Raw genomic sequence first — 18400 nt, 5'->3', positions numbered from 1 at the left:
TTATTCGTCGTCCTCGGACCCGTCGTCCACTTCCACCAGGTCGTCCTCGTCGGCGTCCTCATCGTCAGCCTCGATGACCAGGTCGTCCTCGTCGCTGCTCTCCTTGAGGGTGTAACCCGCGGCGGCGAACTCGTTCTCGTCCCGGTACTGGTAGAAATCGTCGTCCTCCCGGACACGGTCGGGGGGATAAGTGTCCTCGTCCTCTTCCTTGAGCTCGATGACGGAGCCGTCCCGGTCAAGCACCTGGATGTCCAGGCAAAGGGACTGCAGCTCCTTCACCAGCACCTTGAAGGCCTCGGGCACACCGGGAGAGGGCACGTTGTGGCCCTTCACGATGGCCTCGTAGGTCTTGACACGGCCGGTGACGTCGTCGGACTTCACGGTGAGCATCTCCCGGAGGGTATAGGCCGCGCCGTAGGCCTCCAGGGCCCACATCTCCATCTCGCCGAAGCGCTGGCCGCCGAACTGGGCCTTGCCGCCCAAGGGCTGCTGGGTGACCAGAGAGTAAGGGCCGGTGGAGCGGGCGTGGATCTTATCGTCCACCAGATGGTGGAGCTTAAGGAAGTAGACGTAGCCGGTGGTGACCCGGTTGTCGAACTTCTCACCGGTGCGGCCGTCGTACATATCGCTCTTACCGTCCAGGGCCAGGCCGGCCATCTTCAGGGTGTCCTCGATGTCCTGCTCGTTGGCGCCGTTGAAGATGGGGGTGGCCACCTTCCAGCCCAGGGCCTTGGCGGCGTAGCCCAAGTGGACCTCCAACACCTGGCCGATGTTCATACGGGAAGGCACGCCCAGGGGGTTGAGCACGATATCCAGGGGGGTGCCGTCGGGCAGGAAGGGCATATCCTCCTGGGGCAGGATGCGGGAGACAACGCCCTTGTTGCCGTGGCGGCCGGCCATCTTATCGCCCACGGAGATCTTCCGCTTCTGAGCGATGTAGACCCGGACCACCATGTTGACGCCGGGGGACAGCTCGTCGCCGTTCTCCCGGGTAAATACATTGACGTTGACCACGATGCCCCGCTCGCCGTGGGGCACCTTCAGGGAGGTGTCACGGACCTCCCGGGCCTTCTCACCGAAGATGGCCCGCAGGAGCCGCTCCTCGGCGGTGAGGTCGGTCTCGCCCTTGGGGGTGACCTTGCCCACCAGGATGTCCCCGGCGGTGACCTCAGCGCCCACCCGGATGATGCCCCGCTCGTCCAGGTCCTTCAGGGCGTCCTCGCCCACGTTGGGGATATCACGGGTGATTTCCTCGGGACCCAGCTTGGTATCCCGGGCCTCGGTCTCGTACTCCTCGATGTGGATGGAGGTGAACACGTCGTCCTTGACCATGCGCTCGTTGAGGAGAATGGCGTCCTCGTAGTTGTAGCCCTCCCAGGTCATGAAGCCCATGAGGATGTTCTTGCCCAGGGCCACCTCGCCGTTGGAGGTGGAGGGGCCGTCCACCAGGACATCCCCCTTCTCCACCCGCTGGCCCACGTTGACGATGGGCCGCTGGTTGATACAGGTGGTGTGGTTGGAGCGCTGGAACTTGGTGAGCTTATAGTCCACCACCCGGCCGTCGTCGTAGCGGATGGTGATATAGTCGGCGCTGACCCGGGTGACCTCGCCGGGGTCCTCGGCCAGGATGACCACCTCGGAGTCGATGCAGTTCTTGTACTCCTGGCCGGTGGCCACGATGGGGGCCTCGGTGGTCAGCAGGGGCACGGCCTGCCGCTGCATGTTTGCGCCCATCAGGGCCCGGTTGGCGTCGTCGTTCTCCAGGAAGGGGATCATGGCGGTGGCGATGGACACCATCATCTGGGGAGAGACGTCAATATAGTCCACCTGGTTGCGGTCCACGTCGATGATCTCGTTGCGGTGGCGGCAGGTGACACGGTCGTTGATCAGGCGGCCGTTCTCGTCCACCGGCTCGGTGGCCTGGGCCACGTTGTAGGGGTCCTCCACGTCGGCGGTCATATACTCGATGACGTCGGTGATGGTGCCGGTCTCCTTATCCATCTTGCGGTAGGGGGTCTCGATGAAGCCGTAGCGGTTCACCTTGGCGTAGGAGGCCAGGTAGGAGATCAGGCCGATGTTGGGGCCTTCGGGGGTCTCGATGGGGCACAGGCGGCCGTAGTGGGAGTAGTGGATATCCCGCACGTCGAAGGAGGCCCGGTCACGGCTCAGGCCGCCGGGGCCCAGGGCGGAGACACGGCGCTTGTGGGTCAGCTCGGCCAGGGGGTTGGTCTGGTCCATGAACTGGCTCAGGGGGCTGGAGCCGAAGAACTCCTTGATGGCGGCGGTGACGGGCCGGATGTTGATGAGGGACTGGGGGGTAACAATGTCCAAATCCTGGATGGTCATCCGCTCCCGGATGACCCGCTCCATGCGGCTGAAGCCGATGCGGAACTGGTTTTGCAGCAGCTCGCCCACGCAGCGCAGGCGGCGGTTGCCCAGGTGGTCGATATCGTCGGGCACGCCCACGCCGAAGGCCAGGCAGTTGAGGTAGTTGATGGAGGCCATGATGTCGTCCACGATGATGTGCTTGGGCACCAGATCGTCGGCGTGGTCGGCCACCAGCTCCTTGAGGACCTCCTCATCGCCGCCGGCCTGGGCAATCAGGTCCATGAGCACGGCGTAGCGCACGTCCTCGGTAATGCCGCACTCCTCGGGATCGAAGGGGACGAAGGGCCCCATGTTCACCATGTGGTTGGAGAACACCTTGACAGGGGTGCCGTCCACATCCACCACGGCCTCGTTGACGCCCTTGGCCTGGAGCTCCCAGGCCTTGTCCCGGGTGATGGTCTCCCCCGCGTCGGCCAGAATCTCGCCGGTGGCGGGGTCCACGATGGGCATGACCAAAGTCTGGCCGGCCAGACGGGTGGCGATGGCCAGCTTCTTGTTGAACTTATAGCGGCCCACGGCGGACAGGTCGTACCGGCGGGCATCGAAGAAGAGGGCGTTCATCAGGCTCTCGGCGGAGTCCACCGTGGGAGGCTCGCCGGGACGCAGTTTGCGGTAGATCTCCAGCATAGCCTCTTCATAGGTCTTGCAGGTATCCTTCTCCAGGGTGGCCAGGATACGGGGGTCCTCGCCGAACATGTCGAGGATCTCGCCGTCGGTCCGGGGGCCCACGGCGCGGATCAGGCAGGTGACGGGGATCTTCCGGTTCTTGTCGATGCGGACATAGAAGATGTCGGAGAGGTCGGTCTCATACTCCAGCCAGGCGCCCCGGTAGGGGATGACCGTGGTGGCGTAGGTCAGGTTGTCCGCCTTGTCGGCGTTTCTGGAATAGTAGATGCCGGGGGAGCGGACGATCTGGGAGACGATGACACGCTCGGCGCCGTTGATGACAAAGGTGCCCGCCTTAGTCATCAGGGGGAAGTCGCCCATGAAGATCTCCTGCTCCTTGATCTCCTCGGTCTCCTTGTTGCGCAGGCGCACCCGTACCTTGATGGGGGCGGCGTAGGTGCAGTCCCGGGCCTTGCACTCGTCCACGTCGTACTTGGGGGCCTCATCCATCGTGTAGTCGATGAAGGACAGTTCCAGGTTTCCGGCGTAGTCGGTGATAGAGGCCACGTCCTTGAACACCTCCCGCAGTCCCTTGTCCAGGAACCACTGGTAGGAGTTCTTCTGGATCTCCAGGAGATTGGGCATCTCCAAGGGGACCTCGTGGCGGGCGAAGCTCTTACGCAGGGTCTTGCCGTAATAGACGTCCTTGACCATGTAGAAATCACACCTCGTTTTTCGTATTTCCGGCAGGGAAAAGCCCTTGTCAGGCCTTGATCCTCCGCCGTCCGTCATACTTTTTCCGTCAAACCGCACAAGGGGGCGCCTGTTTTCTTTCTTAGAACGCCCGGAACGGTTGTTAAAAAGCGTTCCGCCAGTCTTGCAAGTCCAGCCCGTCTGTGATACACTGACCACACGATAGGATGATGGAGAAATAGGGCAAACTGGCAGATAGAAGCATTTCAGTATACCATGTAACACCGCATAAGTCAATGATTTTTATCCTTTGATCTGGAGAAATCCAGATTTTTTTCGTTTTCGGGGGTGCTTTTTGTTTTGAAAAAGGAATTGACCCGTCCCTGTGCCGCCCTGGGACTCCTCTTCGCCGCCCTGGCCGCCCTTCGGGGCTATACCCTGCCCGGCGGCGTCCTCAGCCAGATGTTCCTCCCGGTCTGCCTCCTGGCGCTGGGGGCATTGGCCCTTTTTCTCCTCCACCGGGCGGGGTATGGGCGCGACACCCTCCTCACGATGCTGCTGCCCATCGGCCTGGCCCTGTTTTTGCGCGCCTTCCTCTTCTCCTATGCCTCCCTGGACTACCAGGACTTCCTCTCCCACTGGGTGGAGCACTTCCGGCAGAACGGCGGCTTTGCCGCCTTGAAGGACCCGGTGGGCAACTACAACGTCCCCTACCTCTATCTTTTAGCCCTGATCTCCTACCTCCCCCTCCCTGACCTTTACCTTATCAAGCTCTTCTCCGTCCTCTTCGACGTTTTGCTGGCTTGGGGCGGGCTGCGGCTGGTACGGGGCCTGACGAAGCGCCCCAAGGCACCCCTGATCTGCTTTTCCGCCCTGCTCCTCCTCCCCACCATCGTCCTCAACGGAGCCTGCTGGGGACAGTGCGACGCCGTGTGGGGGGCGCTGTGCCTCCACGCCCTGGCCTGCGCTTTGGAGGAGAAGCCCAAGTCCTCCCTGGCCCTCCTGGCCCTGGCCTTCTCCTTCAAGCTCCAGGCCATTTTTATCATCCCCCTGTGGTGCGCCCTGTGGTTCACCGGCCGGGTCAAATTCCGCCACCTTTTCGTCTTTCCCGGCACCTTCGTTTTGACCATGGCCCCCGCCCTTCTGGCGGGCAAGCCGGTGCGGGACATCCTCAGCGTCTATCTGGATCAGGCCAGCTCCAGCGTGGGCTGGCAGACCATCAACTACAACTCCCCCTCCATGTTCACCCTGATCCCCTACCGCGCCGAGCTGGGGGCCGGAGCCGCCAAAACCGGCATCCTGCTGGCCTTCCTCTTCATGCTGGCCGTTCTGGCCCTCCTTTTCTGGAAACGCAAGGAGGCGGACAACGCCGCCCTTTTGCTGGCCGGGGCAGCCCTGAGCCTGGGCATCCCCTTCTTCCTGCCCTATATGCACGAGCGCTATTTCTTCCTGGGCGGGGTCCTGCTGGTGGTGTGGGCCTGCGTCACCCCCGCCCACGCGCCCGCCGCGGCCGCGGCGGAGCTGGCCTCTTTGGGCGGCTATCACGCCTACCTCATGACCCGCTACGTCATGGTCCTCTCCCTGTTCGGCTTCACCTGGACCCAGCTGGGCGAGGGGCTGCTGATGCTGGCGGCCCTGGCCGCCGCGGTGTACGCGCTCTGGCGGATCCTCACTGGAAACTAAAAACCGGGCGGACCTTTTTATATAAGGGGCCGCCCGGTTTTTATTCGATCAGGGTGTGATGCCCAGCTTTTCCCGCAGAGGGGCGGGAAGGCTCTCCTCCCACTCCTTCTCCCGCCCGGCGGGTGGAAAGACGGTCCGAAATTTCAGGATGGCCGTGGGCCTCACCTCATTGAGGTCGATCCACACGTCCTCCTCGTCTATCTCCGCCGCCCGGGCCACCCCCCGCATCAGTTCCAGAAGCAGGTCCTTGAGCTGTTCGTCGCTCCGGCCCGCCCGGATGTCCCCCCGGATCCACAGCTGTTTTTGGCTGGGCTGTCCCCACACAAAGCGGCGGCAGCCCTCCCCCGCCCCAAGGATCACCTGAACGTAGTACCGGGGCGCCCCGGTGGATTTGGAGTGGGCGGCGGTGATGGCCTCGGCCACCCGCTGTTCCTGCTCCGCCGTCAGCGCCCCCGGCGCCGAAAACACCATGTACGTCGGCATATTCCTTTTTCTCCCCTTTCCTACTGTTCCGCCCAAAGCCTCTCGGTTTCCGCATCCTTTTATCCTCGCTTACATTACCTGCCCCCAGCACAGATAGCGGTATAAAAACACCGCCTGGAGAACCAACATCACGGCCACCAGAGCCGCCGTCCTCTTGGGCTTCCCCTCCAGCTCATCGGCGGCGAAGAGGAAGCAGGGCACCGCGCAGGAGAGGTAGCGCCCGGCGCTCAAAAGCCAGGAGAGGCAGTAGTTCAGAATAAAATAGACGAAGCCATACAGGGTAAACATGCTCCGGTGCTTTTTCCAGCTTCGCCACAGCAGCAGGGCGAAAACAGGAAAGAGCAGCAGCTCCGGGATCCACATCTCCCACCGGGTGGTCACGCTGGGCCAGGTCAGGGCGTTTTTCGCCAGATACCCCAGCACCCCGGGGAACCACTGGAAGCCCTGGCTCCAGTGGGCCTGCATTTTCGTGAAGGCGAAGGGATTCCCCGTGACGTGGGCGTTGAGGGCGAAATAAGCCAGACTGCCCAGGATGGGGACGCAGAGCAGAGGCAGCTTCTTCCCAATCTCCAGGAAAGCCCGTCCCCTGGCCGCCCCCCGGTGCCGGAAGGGTTTGACCCCATTGACCAGCTCCGCCGCCGCGGCCCCCACCAGTAGGACCCCCTGCATCCGGGTCAAAGCGGCCAGGAACCCCCAGACCGCCGCCCTGCCCCACTGGTGGCGGCGGATGTGGTAGAGTCCCGCCGCGGTGGTGAGGAGGAACAGGCTCTCGGTCATGATGCCGCCGAAGAAGAAGGAGAAGGGATAGGCCCACAGCAGGACCAGCGTCCGGCGGGCGGCCGCCGCCCCGTATTCCTCCGCCGCCAGCCGGTAGAGGTAGACACATCCCCAGGCAAAGCAGAGAAAACTCACCGCCATCCCGGCCAGGGCGGTATCCGGGATCACCAGGGCAAACGCCCTGGTGATCCACACATAGAGGGGATAAAACACCAGGAACAGGGGTTGTCCATCCTCCAGATAACCCCCGTAGCCCAATTCCACCAACTTGATATAGTGGAGGGCGTCCCACCGGCTCCACAGCTCCGGCAGTCCCCTCAGCCCCACCGCCCCGCCGGAGAGGGTGTTGTAGAGTAGCAGGCTCCCCAGAGCCAGGGCCAGGCGGAATAAAAGGGCCGCCAGAAACACCTTCCACAGGTCTGTCTGATCTGGTTTTTTCCCGATCCTGGAGGGGAGCGGATCGGAAAACGGGGCGGGGATCTCCGCCCCGCTGAAGGCCAGCCAGCGCAGGACCAGCCCTCCAAAAGCCGCCAAAAAGAGAAGTGTGGCGGCCAGGGTCCAAAGTGTCATCATGTGCATCTCTCCCATATGGTGTTAGTATACTGGCCCCGTATCGGTTTGGCAAATATTTCTCGACCTTTTCTTTCCAAACAGGCGTTGACACTTTGGTATCAATGTGTTACAATTTGGTTACAAGCGTTGAAACATAACAGTAACATAAAGGAGGCATTCGATGCCTGACATGAAAGATATCCCTCTGGTCTACAAGGGCCACCCCCTTCGCAGGAAGGATAACCTGATCTATTACGGCAGCATGGCCGACAAATATATCATCGCCCTTCAGATCCTTTCCACGAAAAAGGAAGGCGATCTGGACGTGGCCACCAAGGTCTCCGTCCAGCTCCAGCTCACCGACCCCGACCTGAAAAGCCGGGACCGGGTGGTGAAGAAGAGCGAGAAGGACAGCCTCTATGCCGCCATGGACGTGGGCTCCATCTGGCTGGAGCGGGCTCTCTCCGGCAAGTAAGTTCCTCACACAAAAGAGAAGAGATATAGAAAGGTAGGATGAGTCCCATGTCCTTTTCTGGTAAGTTCCTGCGTGCCGCTGTGATGACCGCCGCTCTCTCCGCTCTGTGTGTGGTAGGCGCCTCCGCCGCCAGTCTCGGGGTGGGCACCGTGACCGCCGACGCCCTGCGCATGCGCGCCGAGGCCAGCACCGACGCCGCTATCCTGGCCACCGCCCCCAGCGGGGACACCGTGGTGGTTCTGGAGGACGCCGGCAACGGCTGGTACAAGGTGGACTACAAGTCCGTGGAGGGCTACATGTCCGGCGAGTATCTGACCGTGGCCAATCAGGCGGACGTGACCATCGGCTACGGCCTTGTCCAGACCACCGGCGGCACCCTCAACGTGCGCACCGGCCCCGGTACCGAGTATACCCACATCTTCTCCCTGAACAACGGGGATGTGGTCACCATCACCGGCATCGACGCCGGTTGGTACAAAATCTCCTATAATGGCATGAACGGTTATGTATCCAGCGATTATATGGTCACCTGCAAGGACTCCGCGGGCTCCCGGGGAGACGATACCGTGACCGCTTCCTCCTCCAGCCTGGGCCAGCAGATCGTGGAGTACGCCAAGCAGTTCCTGGGCAAGCCCTATGTCTGGGGCGGCAACGGCCCCAACAGTTTTGACTGCTCCGGCTTTACCAAGTACGTATACGCCCATTTCGGCTATACCCTGAACCGCACCGCCAGCGCCCAGCTCAACAACGGCACCGCGGTTTCCCGCAGTGAGCTTCAGGCCGGCGACCTGGTCTTTTTCAACAACGGCCGGGTCTCCACCCCCGTCTCTCACGTGGGCATCTATGTGGGCGACGGCCAGTTCATCCATGCCTCCACCAACACATACGCCGTGCAGTTCGACAGCCTTAATTCCAATTACTACAACAATACCTATGTGTACGCCCGCCGTATTTTCTGATCTCTTTTTTGTGTTGAAAGACGCCACCCAAAGGGTGGCGTCTTTTTTTGACAAAGGAATTATTCCCATGTATAATGATATAATAGTTTTTTTCATTGTCCGCCCTTGCACCGATTGATCGGTGGACAGTAGCCGAAAACCGAATCATGTGAAGGGGTCTTGTATCATGAAAAAGCTCGCCTGCCTCACCCTCGCCGCCGCCCTGTCCCTGACGGCCCTCTCCGGCTGTTCCCCCAAGGCGCCCGCCCTGCCTAAGCTGGACCCGGAGTCCCCTGTCTCGCTGGAGATCTGGCACTACTACAACGGCCCGCAGAAGGACGCCTTCGACAGCCTGGTCACCGAGTTCAACGAGACCGTGGGCCAGGAAACGGGCATCGTGGTGGAGGCCTTCAGTCAAGGCAATGTCAATGAGCTGACCTCAAAAGTACTGGACGCCGCCGCCCACAAGGTGGGCGCCAGCGAGACCCCTGATATCTTTGCCGCCTACGCGGACACCGCCTATCAGGTGGATAAGCTGGGTCTGCTGGCCGACCTGACCCCTTACCTCTCCGAGGAGGAGCTGGCCGCCTACCGCCCCGAGTTCATCGCCGAGGGGCACCTCACTGACGACGGCACCCTCAAGGTCTTCCCCATCGCCAAATCGGTGGAGCTTTTGATGCTCAACGCCACCGACTGGGCCGCCTTCTCCACCGCCACCGGCGTCAACCTCAGTGATCTGGAGACCATCGAGGGGGTCACCCGCACCGCCCGGACCTATTATGAGTGGACCGACTCCCTCACCCCCGAGCCGGACGACGGCAAGGCTTTCTTCGGCCGGGACGCCATGGCCAACTACTTCATTATCGGCAGCCGCCAGCTGGGGGTGGAGCTCTTCGCTCGCGGGAAGGACGGCGTAACCATCAACGCCGACGAGGCCGTCTTCCGCAAGCTGTGGGACAACTACTATGTCCCCTACATTAACGGCTGGTTCTCCGCCCAGGGCAACTTCCGCACCGACGCCGCCCATACCGGCGCCATCATCGCCCTGGTAGGCTCCTCCTCCGGCTCCACCTACTTCCCCACCGAGGTCACCATCAATGACCTGGAGAGCTATCCCATCGACTACGCGGTCTACCCCGCCCCCATCTTTGACGGGGGTGAGCCCTACGCCGTCCAGCAGGGCGCGGGCATGTGCGTCATCGCCTCCGACCCCGCCGTGGAATATGCCTCTACCGTCTTTCTCAAGTGGTTCACGGACCCCGACCGCAACGCCGCCTTCTCCGCCGGCTCCGGCTACCTCCCCGTCACCAACGAGGCCCTCACCCTGCCCGTGCTGGAGAGCGCCCTCAGCGGCAAGGCGGATGACACCGCCGCCGGCCGGATGCGGGACACGCTGAGCGCCGGTCTGGATCAACTCAACGCCTGCACTTGCTACACCACCCCCGCCTTCGACGGCGGAAACGCCTGCCGCAGCGTGCTGGAGAAGTCCATGAGTGAAAAGGCGGACGCCGACCGGCAGGCCATCCTGGCCCTGACCGCTCAGGGGACCTCCCTGGCCGACGCCGTGGCCCGGTATGACACCGACGCCAACTTCCAGGGCTGGTTAGACCAGCTCAAGGCCGATCTCTCCGCCGCCCAGGCCGCCGGCTGAGCTTTTTACTTTTCCTGATCCTATCATTGGAAAGGCTGGTGACAGCCCATGCGCAATCCCCAGCGCGGAAAATCCTTTCTGTTTCGCGTATCCACCTTTCTGATCGCCACACTTGTGTTCCAGTGCGCCCTGTTCGCCGCCTTTCTCTTCCAGGGCGGTGTCCTCAACCAGCTGGACCAGAACGCCGTGGATATCTTCGACGAGCAGATTTCCAACCGCACAAACTATCTGGAAAACGACATGCTCCAGCGCTGGTCGGAGCTGGAGTGGACCCAGAACATGGTGGAGGCCATCGTCTCCGATTTCTTGGACGCCCAGGGCCTCACCTCCGCCGATCTGATCCCCAACAGTGACCAGACGGTGGACCTGCTGGCCCGGCTGGCGGACCCCCTGATCTCCACCATGCGCCGCAACTCGGTCAACGGCGCCTTCGTCGTTTTCAACGGCCCGGACGCCCTTGCCGCCCCGGCGGATGGGAGCGTCCTGAACAAGGCCTGCCTGTACCTGCGGGACATGGACCCCTCTTCCATCTCCTCCACCAACGCCGATCTGCTCCTCAAGCGCTGCTCGGCGGACCTGGTGGACCGCCTGGGGCTCACCATGGACATCAACTGGGCCCCCACCCTCTCCGTGGACCGGGACGCCGACACCTTCTACGCCCCCATCACGGCCGCCGCCGAAAACCCCGGCGCCTCCCTCCAGGACTTGGGCTACTGGAGCCCGCCCCACACCCTGAAAAATGACCAGACCACGGTCATTACATACAGCCAACCGCTGTTGGACGCGCAGGGACTTCCGTACGGGGTCCTGGGCATCGAGCTGTCGGTGGACTACCTGCGCCAGCAGCTTCCCTACACCGAGCTCTCCGGCGGTTCCAACGGAGCCTACCTGCTGGCCATCGCGGACGAGGTCCCCGCGGCGGGGGACCAGCCTATCACCTTCCGCACGGTATCCACCTCGGGTCCCACGGCCCGGTGGATCTTCGGTGAGTCCGGCACCTTCCAGCTGGACAGCAAGAACGTATACGGAGACCTCCACATGGCCATTCCCGCCCAAGGCCACAACGCCGGGGATGTCTATTGCAGCGTGCGCTATTTGAAGCTCTACAACGTCAACGCCCCCTTTGAGACCCAGCACTGGGCCCTGGTGGCGGCGATCAAGAGCGGCGACCTGCTGGACTTTACCGCCCACGTCCGCAGCCAGATGATCCTTCTGACCCTTTCCACCCTGATCCTGGGCATCACCATATCCCTGATCGCCGGCGTCAGCTTCACCCGCCCCCTGCGGACCCTGGCCCGGAAGGTCCGCACCCTGGACCCCAGCAAGCCGGTCCATCTGGAGCCTACCAAGATCCTGGAGATCGATGACCTCTCCAGCGCCATCGAAGGGCTGAGCCACGACGTGGCGGAATCCTCCTCCCGGCTGTCCCGCATCGTCAGGATGGCCCATGTTCCCCTGGCCGCCTTCCAGCTGAGCCTGAGCCACAACTTTCTCTATTACACGGAGGACTTTTACTCCCTCCTGGGCCTTCCCAGCCCGGAGATCCCCCCGGATGTCCCCGCCTTTCTGGAGCTGCTCCAGAGTCTCTCCATGTGTGTGGAGGAGAAGAGCGGGGACGGCGAGGCGGCCATCCTCCACCTCACCGACCTGGTCACCGGCGCGCCCCGCTGGGTGCAGATCCAGGTGACCCAGGAGGGCGGCGATCTCGTTCTGGGCGCGTTGGTGGACGTCACCGAGTCCCGGCTGGAGCGCCGCCGCATCGAATATGAGCGGGACCACGACCTGCTGACCAGCCTGCTCAACCGCCGCGCCTTCTACGCCCACCTGGAGAAGCTCACCCAGAAGCCGGGGGCTCTGGGCGTGGGGGCCATGATGATGCTGGATCTGGACAATCTCAAGTCCATCAACGACACCTATGGCCACGATTACGGTGACGAGTACATCCGAGGCGCCGCCAACGTGCTTCGGCGCTTTTCCGCCGACCGCTGCGTCGTGGCCCGCATCTCAGGCGACGAGTTCTATCTCTTTTTCAGCGGATACACCAGTCGCGCCGAGCTCCAGCAGGTCATCGACCGGCTTCAGGAGGCCTTCACCAGCACCTCCATCCTCCTCCCCAGCGGGGAGTCCTGCCGTCTCCGCGCCTCCGCCGGCGTGGCCTGGTACCCCGACGACAGCACCGTATTGGAGGAGCTGGTCCGTTTCGCGGACTTTGCCATGTACGAGGCCAAGCACTCCCTCAAGGGCACCATCCGGGACTTCGACCTCCAAGCCTACCATGAAAACTCCTTCCTTTTGTACAACAACGCCGAGCTGGACCGTATTTTGGAGACCCAGGCGGTGGACTTTGTCTTTCAACCCCTGGTGGACTGCTCCAACGGCACGATCATGGGGTATGAGGGCCTTATGCGCCCCCGCTCCACGATTTTGTCCTCTCCCCAGGACTTGCTGCGCATCGCCCGCACCCAGTCCAAGCTCCACCAGGTGGAGTGGCTGACCTGGTGCCGCGGGATCGAGGCCTTTGACGCCCTGAGCGACAAGGCCGAGGGAGCCCTCATCTTCCTCAACTCCATCCCCAGCCAGTCCATGACCCCCGAGGAGACCGCCATCTATGACGCCCGTTTCGGCCCCTATTTGGAGCGCACCGTTATCGAGCTGACGGAAAACGACGAGATGAACGATACCGCCAACGCCGCCAAGTTCCAGCGCTGCCGCCAGTACCATCAAAAGGTGGCCCTGGACGATTTCGGCACCGGATACAGCAACGACGCCCTCCTGCTCAGCATTCAGCCCCAATATGTCAAGATGGACATGAGCATCGTCCGAAACATCGACCAGGATGAAAACCGCCAGGCCATTTTCCGCAACCTGGTGGGCCTTTGCCGGAGCATGGGCATCAAGGTCATCGCCGAGGGGGTGGAGACCGCCGAGGAGATGCGTACCGTGGTGGCCCTGGGCGCCAACTATCTCCAGGGTTACTACCTCAGCCGCCCCAAGCTCCAGCCTACGCCGCCCAGCGAAGAAGTCCTCGCCCAGCTCCGGGAGGCATGGCTCCAGACAGGGCGGTGAATCAGACATAGGAAAAGCCCCCACACGACTGTGTGGGGGCTTTTTGTGTTCACTTAGAACTGGGGCGGCTCCTCGGGGGGCACGTTGTCATCCCCGGCGGGGGGCGCGGGAGGCGTCACAGGCTCCTCGGGGTGGACCTCCATGATGACCGGATCATCCTCCAGGATGCCTTCCTCGGTCTTAAGCTCATCAATCCGCGCCTTGTTCTCCTCGATATTCACCTTGGCGGCAGTGACCTTCTCGCACAGTGCGGCGTAGGCAGCCTCGGGGGCCATGCCGCGCTCGGCGTAATAAAGCTTGCCCAGCTCGATATATGCCTTTTTGATATTGTCCTCTTCTCCGGCGTTGGCCAGGTTCAGCTTGGCGATCTCCGCCAGCTGCTTGGATTTCGCCACGCCCGTCTGGGCCAGGTCCATCGCCTTGTCCTTAAAGGTGTCAAAAAAAGCCATAGGGTATTCCCTCCTGTTTTCGATTTGGATTTCTGTATTCATTCTAACCTCTTTTGCCCTCCGGCGCAAGGTAAATAGGCGGAAATTAAAGAACAATTCATAATTCGCCTTGACAGGACAGCTTTCACCAGCCGGCCAGATGGGCCATACAATGGACTGCGCGGGCCTCACACCCCCGCGTCAAATCCAACATTGGAGTGGATCATATGTCCCGCATGAATTGTTTTGATGGGCAGGGCCCCATCTCCGCGGAGGAGTTCTGCGCCTCCCTGGCCCCCTCCTGCCCCATTCCCACACCGCCCCCCTTCCCCTGCCGCCCTCCCGTCCCCGCCCCGTGTCCCGGGGACCGCTGCTGTAAGAGCTCTATGGTCAGCGCCCTCCAACTTCTGTGTGACCCGGCCCTCAACGAGCTGGTGGACTTTGACAGCTTCCTCTTCCTCACCGGCTCCGCCTCCGTGGGCGGCAGCCTCAGTGACACTGCGGCGGCGCCGGTCCAGCCCGACGGCCCCTCCGACAACATCGTCTCCGCCTCGGGCACCTTCCTGCGCTTCTCCCCTTGCAGCAACGACCTGCTGGAGGTGGAGGGCCCGGCCTTCTCCGTTGCCGGTTCCCGGAGCGTTATCCTGCAGTCGGCGGACCAGATCAACGTCTGCGCCCTGAAGGCCGCGGCCTTCCAACTCCTGGATCAAGGGAGCGAGGAAGATAACGAGGTCAACGGCCGCCGGGCCCAGAGAGCCATCCTGCGGGCCCTGACACCCGAGAGCGGCACCTGTTCCAGCACCACTCACGGCGGCGATCCCGCCGGCTGCGCCTCCGGGCTCCTCAGCGAGCTTTCCGCCCGGAACCTGAGCCGCCTGGCCACTTTCACGGTGGGCGGCCTCATCCTTCAGAACGTGACGGTGGTGGGTTCCATCGGCACCGTCCTCATCCTCTGGAACGAGCTCCAGCGCCGGTTCTACCTGGTATGCGCCGGGGAGATCGAGGTCCTGGGCTGAAAAAAGCGGAGATGGCATCCGCCATCCCCGCTTACATATCAAAAAAGGTCAGCTGGCTGTCCTCATAGGGCCGTTTGGCCGCTGAGACAATATGCCGCATCTCATAGAGGAGCCCCCGCTCCCGGCAGCGCTGGGAAAACGCCGCCCACAGCGCCTTGGCCCTGGGGCTGGGGCAGGAGTACCGCTCCCCGTACTGCTTTTCATATTTCTGCCGCACGCCGGGAAATTTTTGGTCAAGCTGTTCGTAGTAATGGGTCCTCTGCCGGTCCCGCATGGTCATGCCGAAGGCGGGATAGACAAACCTGGCCCCGGCATCGGCGGCGGCGTCCACCACGGCCAGCACATTCTCCACGCTGTCCTCCAGGAAGGGCAGCACCGGCATCAGCACCACCCCTGTAAAGACCCCCTTTTGGGACAGGCCCTCCACCGCCCGCAGCCGCCGGGCTGGAGTGGAGACGTAGGGCTCCACCTTGCCCGCCAGGGCGGCGTCGGTGGTGGTGATGGTGAGCTTGCACACCACCGGCGCCTGGGTCTGGATATCCGCATATAGGTCTGCGTCCCGGAGAATGAGGTCGGACTTGGTGCACACGGCCGCCCCGCAGCCGTAGGCGTAAATGAGCATAAGGGCCTTTCTCGTCAGCTCCAGCTCCCCCTCGAAGGGATTGTAGGGATCGGACATGGAGCCCATGCCGATGAAGGCGGGCCGCACCTTTCGCCGCAGCTCGTCCCGCAGAAGCTCCAAGGCGTTTTCCTTGGCTTTCACGGTGTCGAAATCGTCGTTTTGGTAGCACTCGCTTCTGGAGTCACAGTAGATACAGCCGTGACAGCAGCCCCGGTACAGGTTCACCGTGTGGTCGGTGCCGAACCATTCGGTGGATTTGTTGCGGATGAGGATGTGCTTGGCGGGGATATATTCCATCATCTCGTCCTCACCAGTGAAGCCCGGACCTGAAAGGCGTCGAATCGCTCCCAATTCACGCCGTCATTGGAACGCCAGAGGACGGGAGCGTCCTCACTCATCGGTTTATTAAACATACCCGATGCCTCATCCCAGCCTATGCTCCCCGTCATGACATAATAAACCCCATCCTGATACCCGATTTCACTGATCAGCCTGCCAAAGTCGTAAGAGCCGATCAAATCCAAATTCTCGTTCAAAAAGAGGGCCTTCCCACTATCCGGGTCGTCATAGCCCTGAAACACCCCGTCCACCGCCGTTCCCATCCTGCAGCAGGCCAGGTACTTGTCCCCCGCCCACGTCATGGCGTATTGCGGGGCGGCCTTCTGCCGCTTCCCCACAATCCAATCCCCTGTGGCCTCGGCCCAATTCACCCCGTCGGAGGAGATATACACCTTTCCATCGATCAGGTCCAGCACCATAAAATCCTTACCGCTGAAGGGCAGCAGAGTGATGGAATTGCTCCAGGGCACGCTGTCGTACCACATATACTGTCCATCGTTGGCCGGAGTCCGGTAGAGCAGCTCCCGCTCCCCGTTGGGCAGCTCCAGAAGCATAATATCGGCCACCCCGGGCTTGTTTTGCTCCTCCCGTTCACCGGCCCGATAACCCAGCTGCCCCATATGCTCCTTCACCCAGTCCAGGGAGGCCGGGTCATAGGCGACGGAACACTCCATCGAGGGCGTGTAGAGGTCGGTGACCGTCACCCGCACCGCGCCGTCTGGGTCATACCGGGCGGTCAATTCCCCCGGCGTGATATAGCTGGCCAGAATGGCATGGCGCAGGTCGGGCAGCTCCACCCAGTCCATAGCCCTGTCCTTCAAAAGATAGACCCAAGTACCGAAATAAGAGGTGCTCTCCTCTGTCGCCTCGTCGTAATCCCACCTCGTGCCCTCCGCCAGCACAAAGCGCCAGCCGTCCAGCTGGGCCACTCCGCGCAGGGGCTTTGCCGGGTCCCCAGTGGGAACGGCGGAGGGAGGAAGGGGCACGTTGGCAGCCACCATGATCTGTTCAAGATCCATATAGATATCCGGCAGGGCCTCCCAGCTCTCCCTGTCGGCGGAGCGGTAGAGTGTGGAGCCCAGGGATTGATTAAAAGCCTTTGGCTCAAACTCGCTGCCGTCCTCTTTGTAGCTGGTCCAGCCGTACCGGCCCCCGTCCGAGTTGGCCACCTGGGCATAGTAGGCCCCGTCATAGAAACCAACCGCCTGTACCAAACGGCCAAAATCATGGGATCCGGTAAGCTGAAATTGTTCGTTCAAAAAATAGACCGAGGTGTTCCCCTCGTACCACCAGCCGCCGCTAGAGCCCATCATGCCGTGCGGGCTCTCCGCCGCCTCCCGGCAGGCAATGTACTCTGTTCCCGTCCAGGCGAAGGCATAGTCGACGTAGTCGTATTGTATGGCTCTGATATCCCGGGGCCGCAGCGTGTCCACCACCGTCCAGGACAAGCCGTCAACGGAGACGTAGAGGTGCTGCTCCCCTTCCGTTTTGTCGTAGACCATGAAGGTCTTGCCATTGTATGGCAGCACCTCGATATTGACCCTCCAGGGCACGTCCGCCACCCGTTTCCAGCCGGAGCCGTCGTCCCTCAGCAGTCCATGCGGCAAATACCAGCTGCCGTCCGTCCCCAGGCGGATCGTACCGTTGTCTGCCTGCACCTCCACCGTCCGAAACCGGACGCTCTGATTTGCCAGCACCCAGTCCAGAGAAGAGACGGGATAGTTGATGCATACCACGAGCTGTCCCATCCGGTAACGGTCATAGACCGCCAGAAACACCGTGTCGTCCGGGCCGTACCAGGCCTGGATGGCTCCTGCCTCCATGCCTTTGTCCCGGATGCCCTGCCCCATATGGGGCAGCAGGGCGCCGGTGTCCCCGGAGACCGTGTCCATGATGTATACCTCATAGCCGAACGCGTCCGGGCTCTCGCTCCGCACCAGCTCAAAGTGATAAGGCCCCAGGTCGGCGGCCAGCGGGGTGCTGGGGCGGTAGACCAGGGGCTCTTCCGTCCAGCTCAGGCCGTCGACGGAACGAAATCCGGTCTCATAGCCCATCACATGGAACGCGGAGCCGTCATACCAGCCGTCAACAATGCCGGTCAGCTCCGGCAGATCCACGATGTCCCAAGTGACGCCGTCGGCAGTCCGAAGCAGCTGGTCCCTGCTCTGAGCGGGTGGGGGAAAATACTGCCCGCTGGAGGCCTCCGCCGCCAAATCGAAGTCCGGGGTGTCTCTGACCTCCCTGACGCCCAGGGCCACACCGCCGGAGTCGGCGGCCAGGACCCGCATGGGGGTGGGGACGGCCCCGGCCAGGGCCCGAGCCACCTCGTCCGCGGAGTAATCCCGCCGAAACGCATCCCCGGCCTTCAGCCGGTCCTCCCCGGCGTCGTACCACTGGCCCTGGGCCTCCACCCGGACCCCGCCGCCGGAGAGCGGCGTCACCATGACCAGATCGTTGAGGGCCAGCCCGGTGCGCCAGCAGTAATCCTGCACCCCGGGAAGCTCGGCATAACTGGCCCCCTGGTCGTCGGAGATCTTCAGCGTGTCCAATCCCGCGTACCACCAAAGTTCGCCAGGCTGAAACACCTCTTCCCCCTCCGCCGCCAGCGCGGGACACAGCCCCGCGCACAGGGCCAGAACCAGGACATACGCCAAAACCCGTTTTTTCATGGAGCCCTCCTTTT

The 18400-nt window shown here is 62.4% G+C and carries 12 protein-coding genes; 6 read left to right on the top strand and 6 right to left on the bottom strand.

Features of this window, described 5'->3' with window-relative positions:
* Positions 1–3708, bottom strand: coding sequence for a DNA-directed RNA polymerase subunit beta (rpoB, locus tag AAEU42_RS13060; RefSeq protein ID WP_342234005.1), 3708 nt, complete (start codon positions 3706–3708; stop codon positions 1–3).
* Positions 3709–4047: 339 nt separating this feature from the next.
* Here rpoB and AAEU42_RS13055 point away from each other — a divergent pair, with 339 nt between their 5' ends.
* On the top strand, positions 4048–5370 hold the full coding sequence (locus AAEU42_RS13055; RefSeq protein ID WP_342234004.1) for a glycosyltransferase 87 family protein: 1323 nt from the start codon (positions 4048–4050) through the stop codon (positions 5368–5370).
* Between the two features lie 48 nt (positions 5371–5418).
* On the opposite strand, the gene AAEU42_RS13050 is transcribed toward AAEU42_RS13055, so the two are convergent.
* Positions 5419–5853 (bottom strand): tautomerase family protein, encoded by a 435-nt coding sequence (locus AAEU42_RS13050; protein ID WP_342234003.1) that lies wholly within the window; start codon positions 5851–5853, stop codon positions 5419–5421.
* A 69-nt stretch (positions 5854–5922) separates the two neighbouring features.
* Positions 5923–7203: a glycosyltransferase family 39 protein gene (locus AAEU42_RS13045; protein ID WP_342234002.1), complete on the bottom strand. Its 1281-nt coding sequence runs from the start codon at positions 7201–7203 to the stop codon at positions 5923–5925.
* A 160-nt stretch (positions 7204–7363) separates the two neighbouring features.
* Between AAEU42_RS13045 and AAEU42_RS13040 the strand changes: the two genes are divergently transcribed.
* The 4 genes from AAEU42_RS13040 (at position 7364) to AAEU42_RS13025 (ending at position 13312) form a co-directional block, all read left to right on the top strand.
* Positions 7364–7657, top strand: a complete 294-nt coding sequence (locus AAEU42_RS13040; RefSeq protein ID WP_342234001.1) for a hypothetical protein — start codon at positions 7364–7366, stop codon at positions 7655–7657.
* 47 nt (positions 7658–7704) lie between these two features.
* Positions 7705–8616, top strand: coding sequence for a C40 family peptidase (locus tag AAEU42_RS13035; RefSeq protein ID WP_342234000.1), 912 nt, complete (start codon positions 7705–7707; stop codon positions 8614–8616).
* 166 nt (positions 8617–8782) lie between these two features.
* Complete coding sequence (locus tag AAEU42_RS13030; RefSeq protein ID WP_342233999.1) at positions 8783–10246, top strand: extracellular solute-binding protein; 1464 nt, start codon at positions 8783–8785, stop codon at positions 10244–10246.
* A gap of 48 nt (positions 10247–10294) precedes the next feature.
* Positions 10295–13312 carry a bifunctional diguanylate cyclase/phosphodiesterase gene (locus AAEU42_RS13025; protein ID WP_342233998.1) on the top strand — a complete coding sequence of 1006 codons (3018 nt, stop codon included), beginning with the start codon at positions 10295–10297 and terminating at the stop codon, positions 13310–13312.
* A 53-nt stretch (positions 13313–13365) separates the two neighbouring features.
* Here AAEU42_RS13025 and AAEU42_RS13020 read toward each other — a convergent pair whose 3' ends face one another.
* Positions 13366–13761 carry a serine proteinase gene (locus AAEU42_RS13020; RefSeq protein WP_342233997.1) on the bottom strand — a complete coding sequence of 132 codons (396 nt, stop codon included), beginning with the start codon at positions 13759–13761 and terminating at the stop codon, positions 13366–13368.
* Between the two features lie 206 nt (positions 13762–13967).
* On the opposite strand from AAEU42_RS13020, the gene AAEU42_RS13015 reads away from it, so the two are divergent.
* A complete protein-coding gene (locus AAEU42_RS13015) occupies positions 13968–14756 on the top strand; it encodes a CotA family spore coat protein (RefSeq protein WP_342233996.1) in 789 nt (262 codons plus the stop codon).
* A gap of 31 nt (positions 14757–14787) precedes the next feature.
* On the opposite strand, the gene AAEU42_RS13010 is transcribed toward AAEU42_RS13015, so the two are convergent.
* Both AAEU42_RS13010 and AAEU42_RS13005 read right to left on the bottom strand, forming a co-directional pair.
* Positions 14788–15675 carry an SPL family radical SAM protein gene (locus tag AAEU42_RS13010; protein WP_425288222.1) on the bottom strand — a complete coding sequence of 296 codons (888 nt, stop codon included), beginning with the start codon at positions 15673–15675 and terminating at the stop codon, positions 14788–14790.
* A complete protein-coding gene (locus AAEU42_RS13005; RefSeq protein WP_342233994.1) occupies positions 15675–18386 on the bottom strand; it encodes a hypothetical protein in 2712 nt (903 codons plus the stop codon). The genes AAEU42_RS13010 and AAEU42_RS13005 overlap by 1 nt, the downstream gene beginning before the upstream one ends.
* Positions 18387–18400 lie beyond the last annotated feature (14 nt).

Origin of the sequence: Pseudoflavonifractor phocaeensis (genome assembly GCF_038439875.1) — a bacterium.
Taxonomy (GTDB): Bacteria; Bacillota; Clostridia; order Oscillospirales; family Oscillospiraceae; genus Vermiculatibacterium.
Note: the sequence above shows the minus strand (reverse complement) of the source record. Positions and strands in the feature narration are given on the sequence as shown.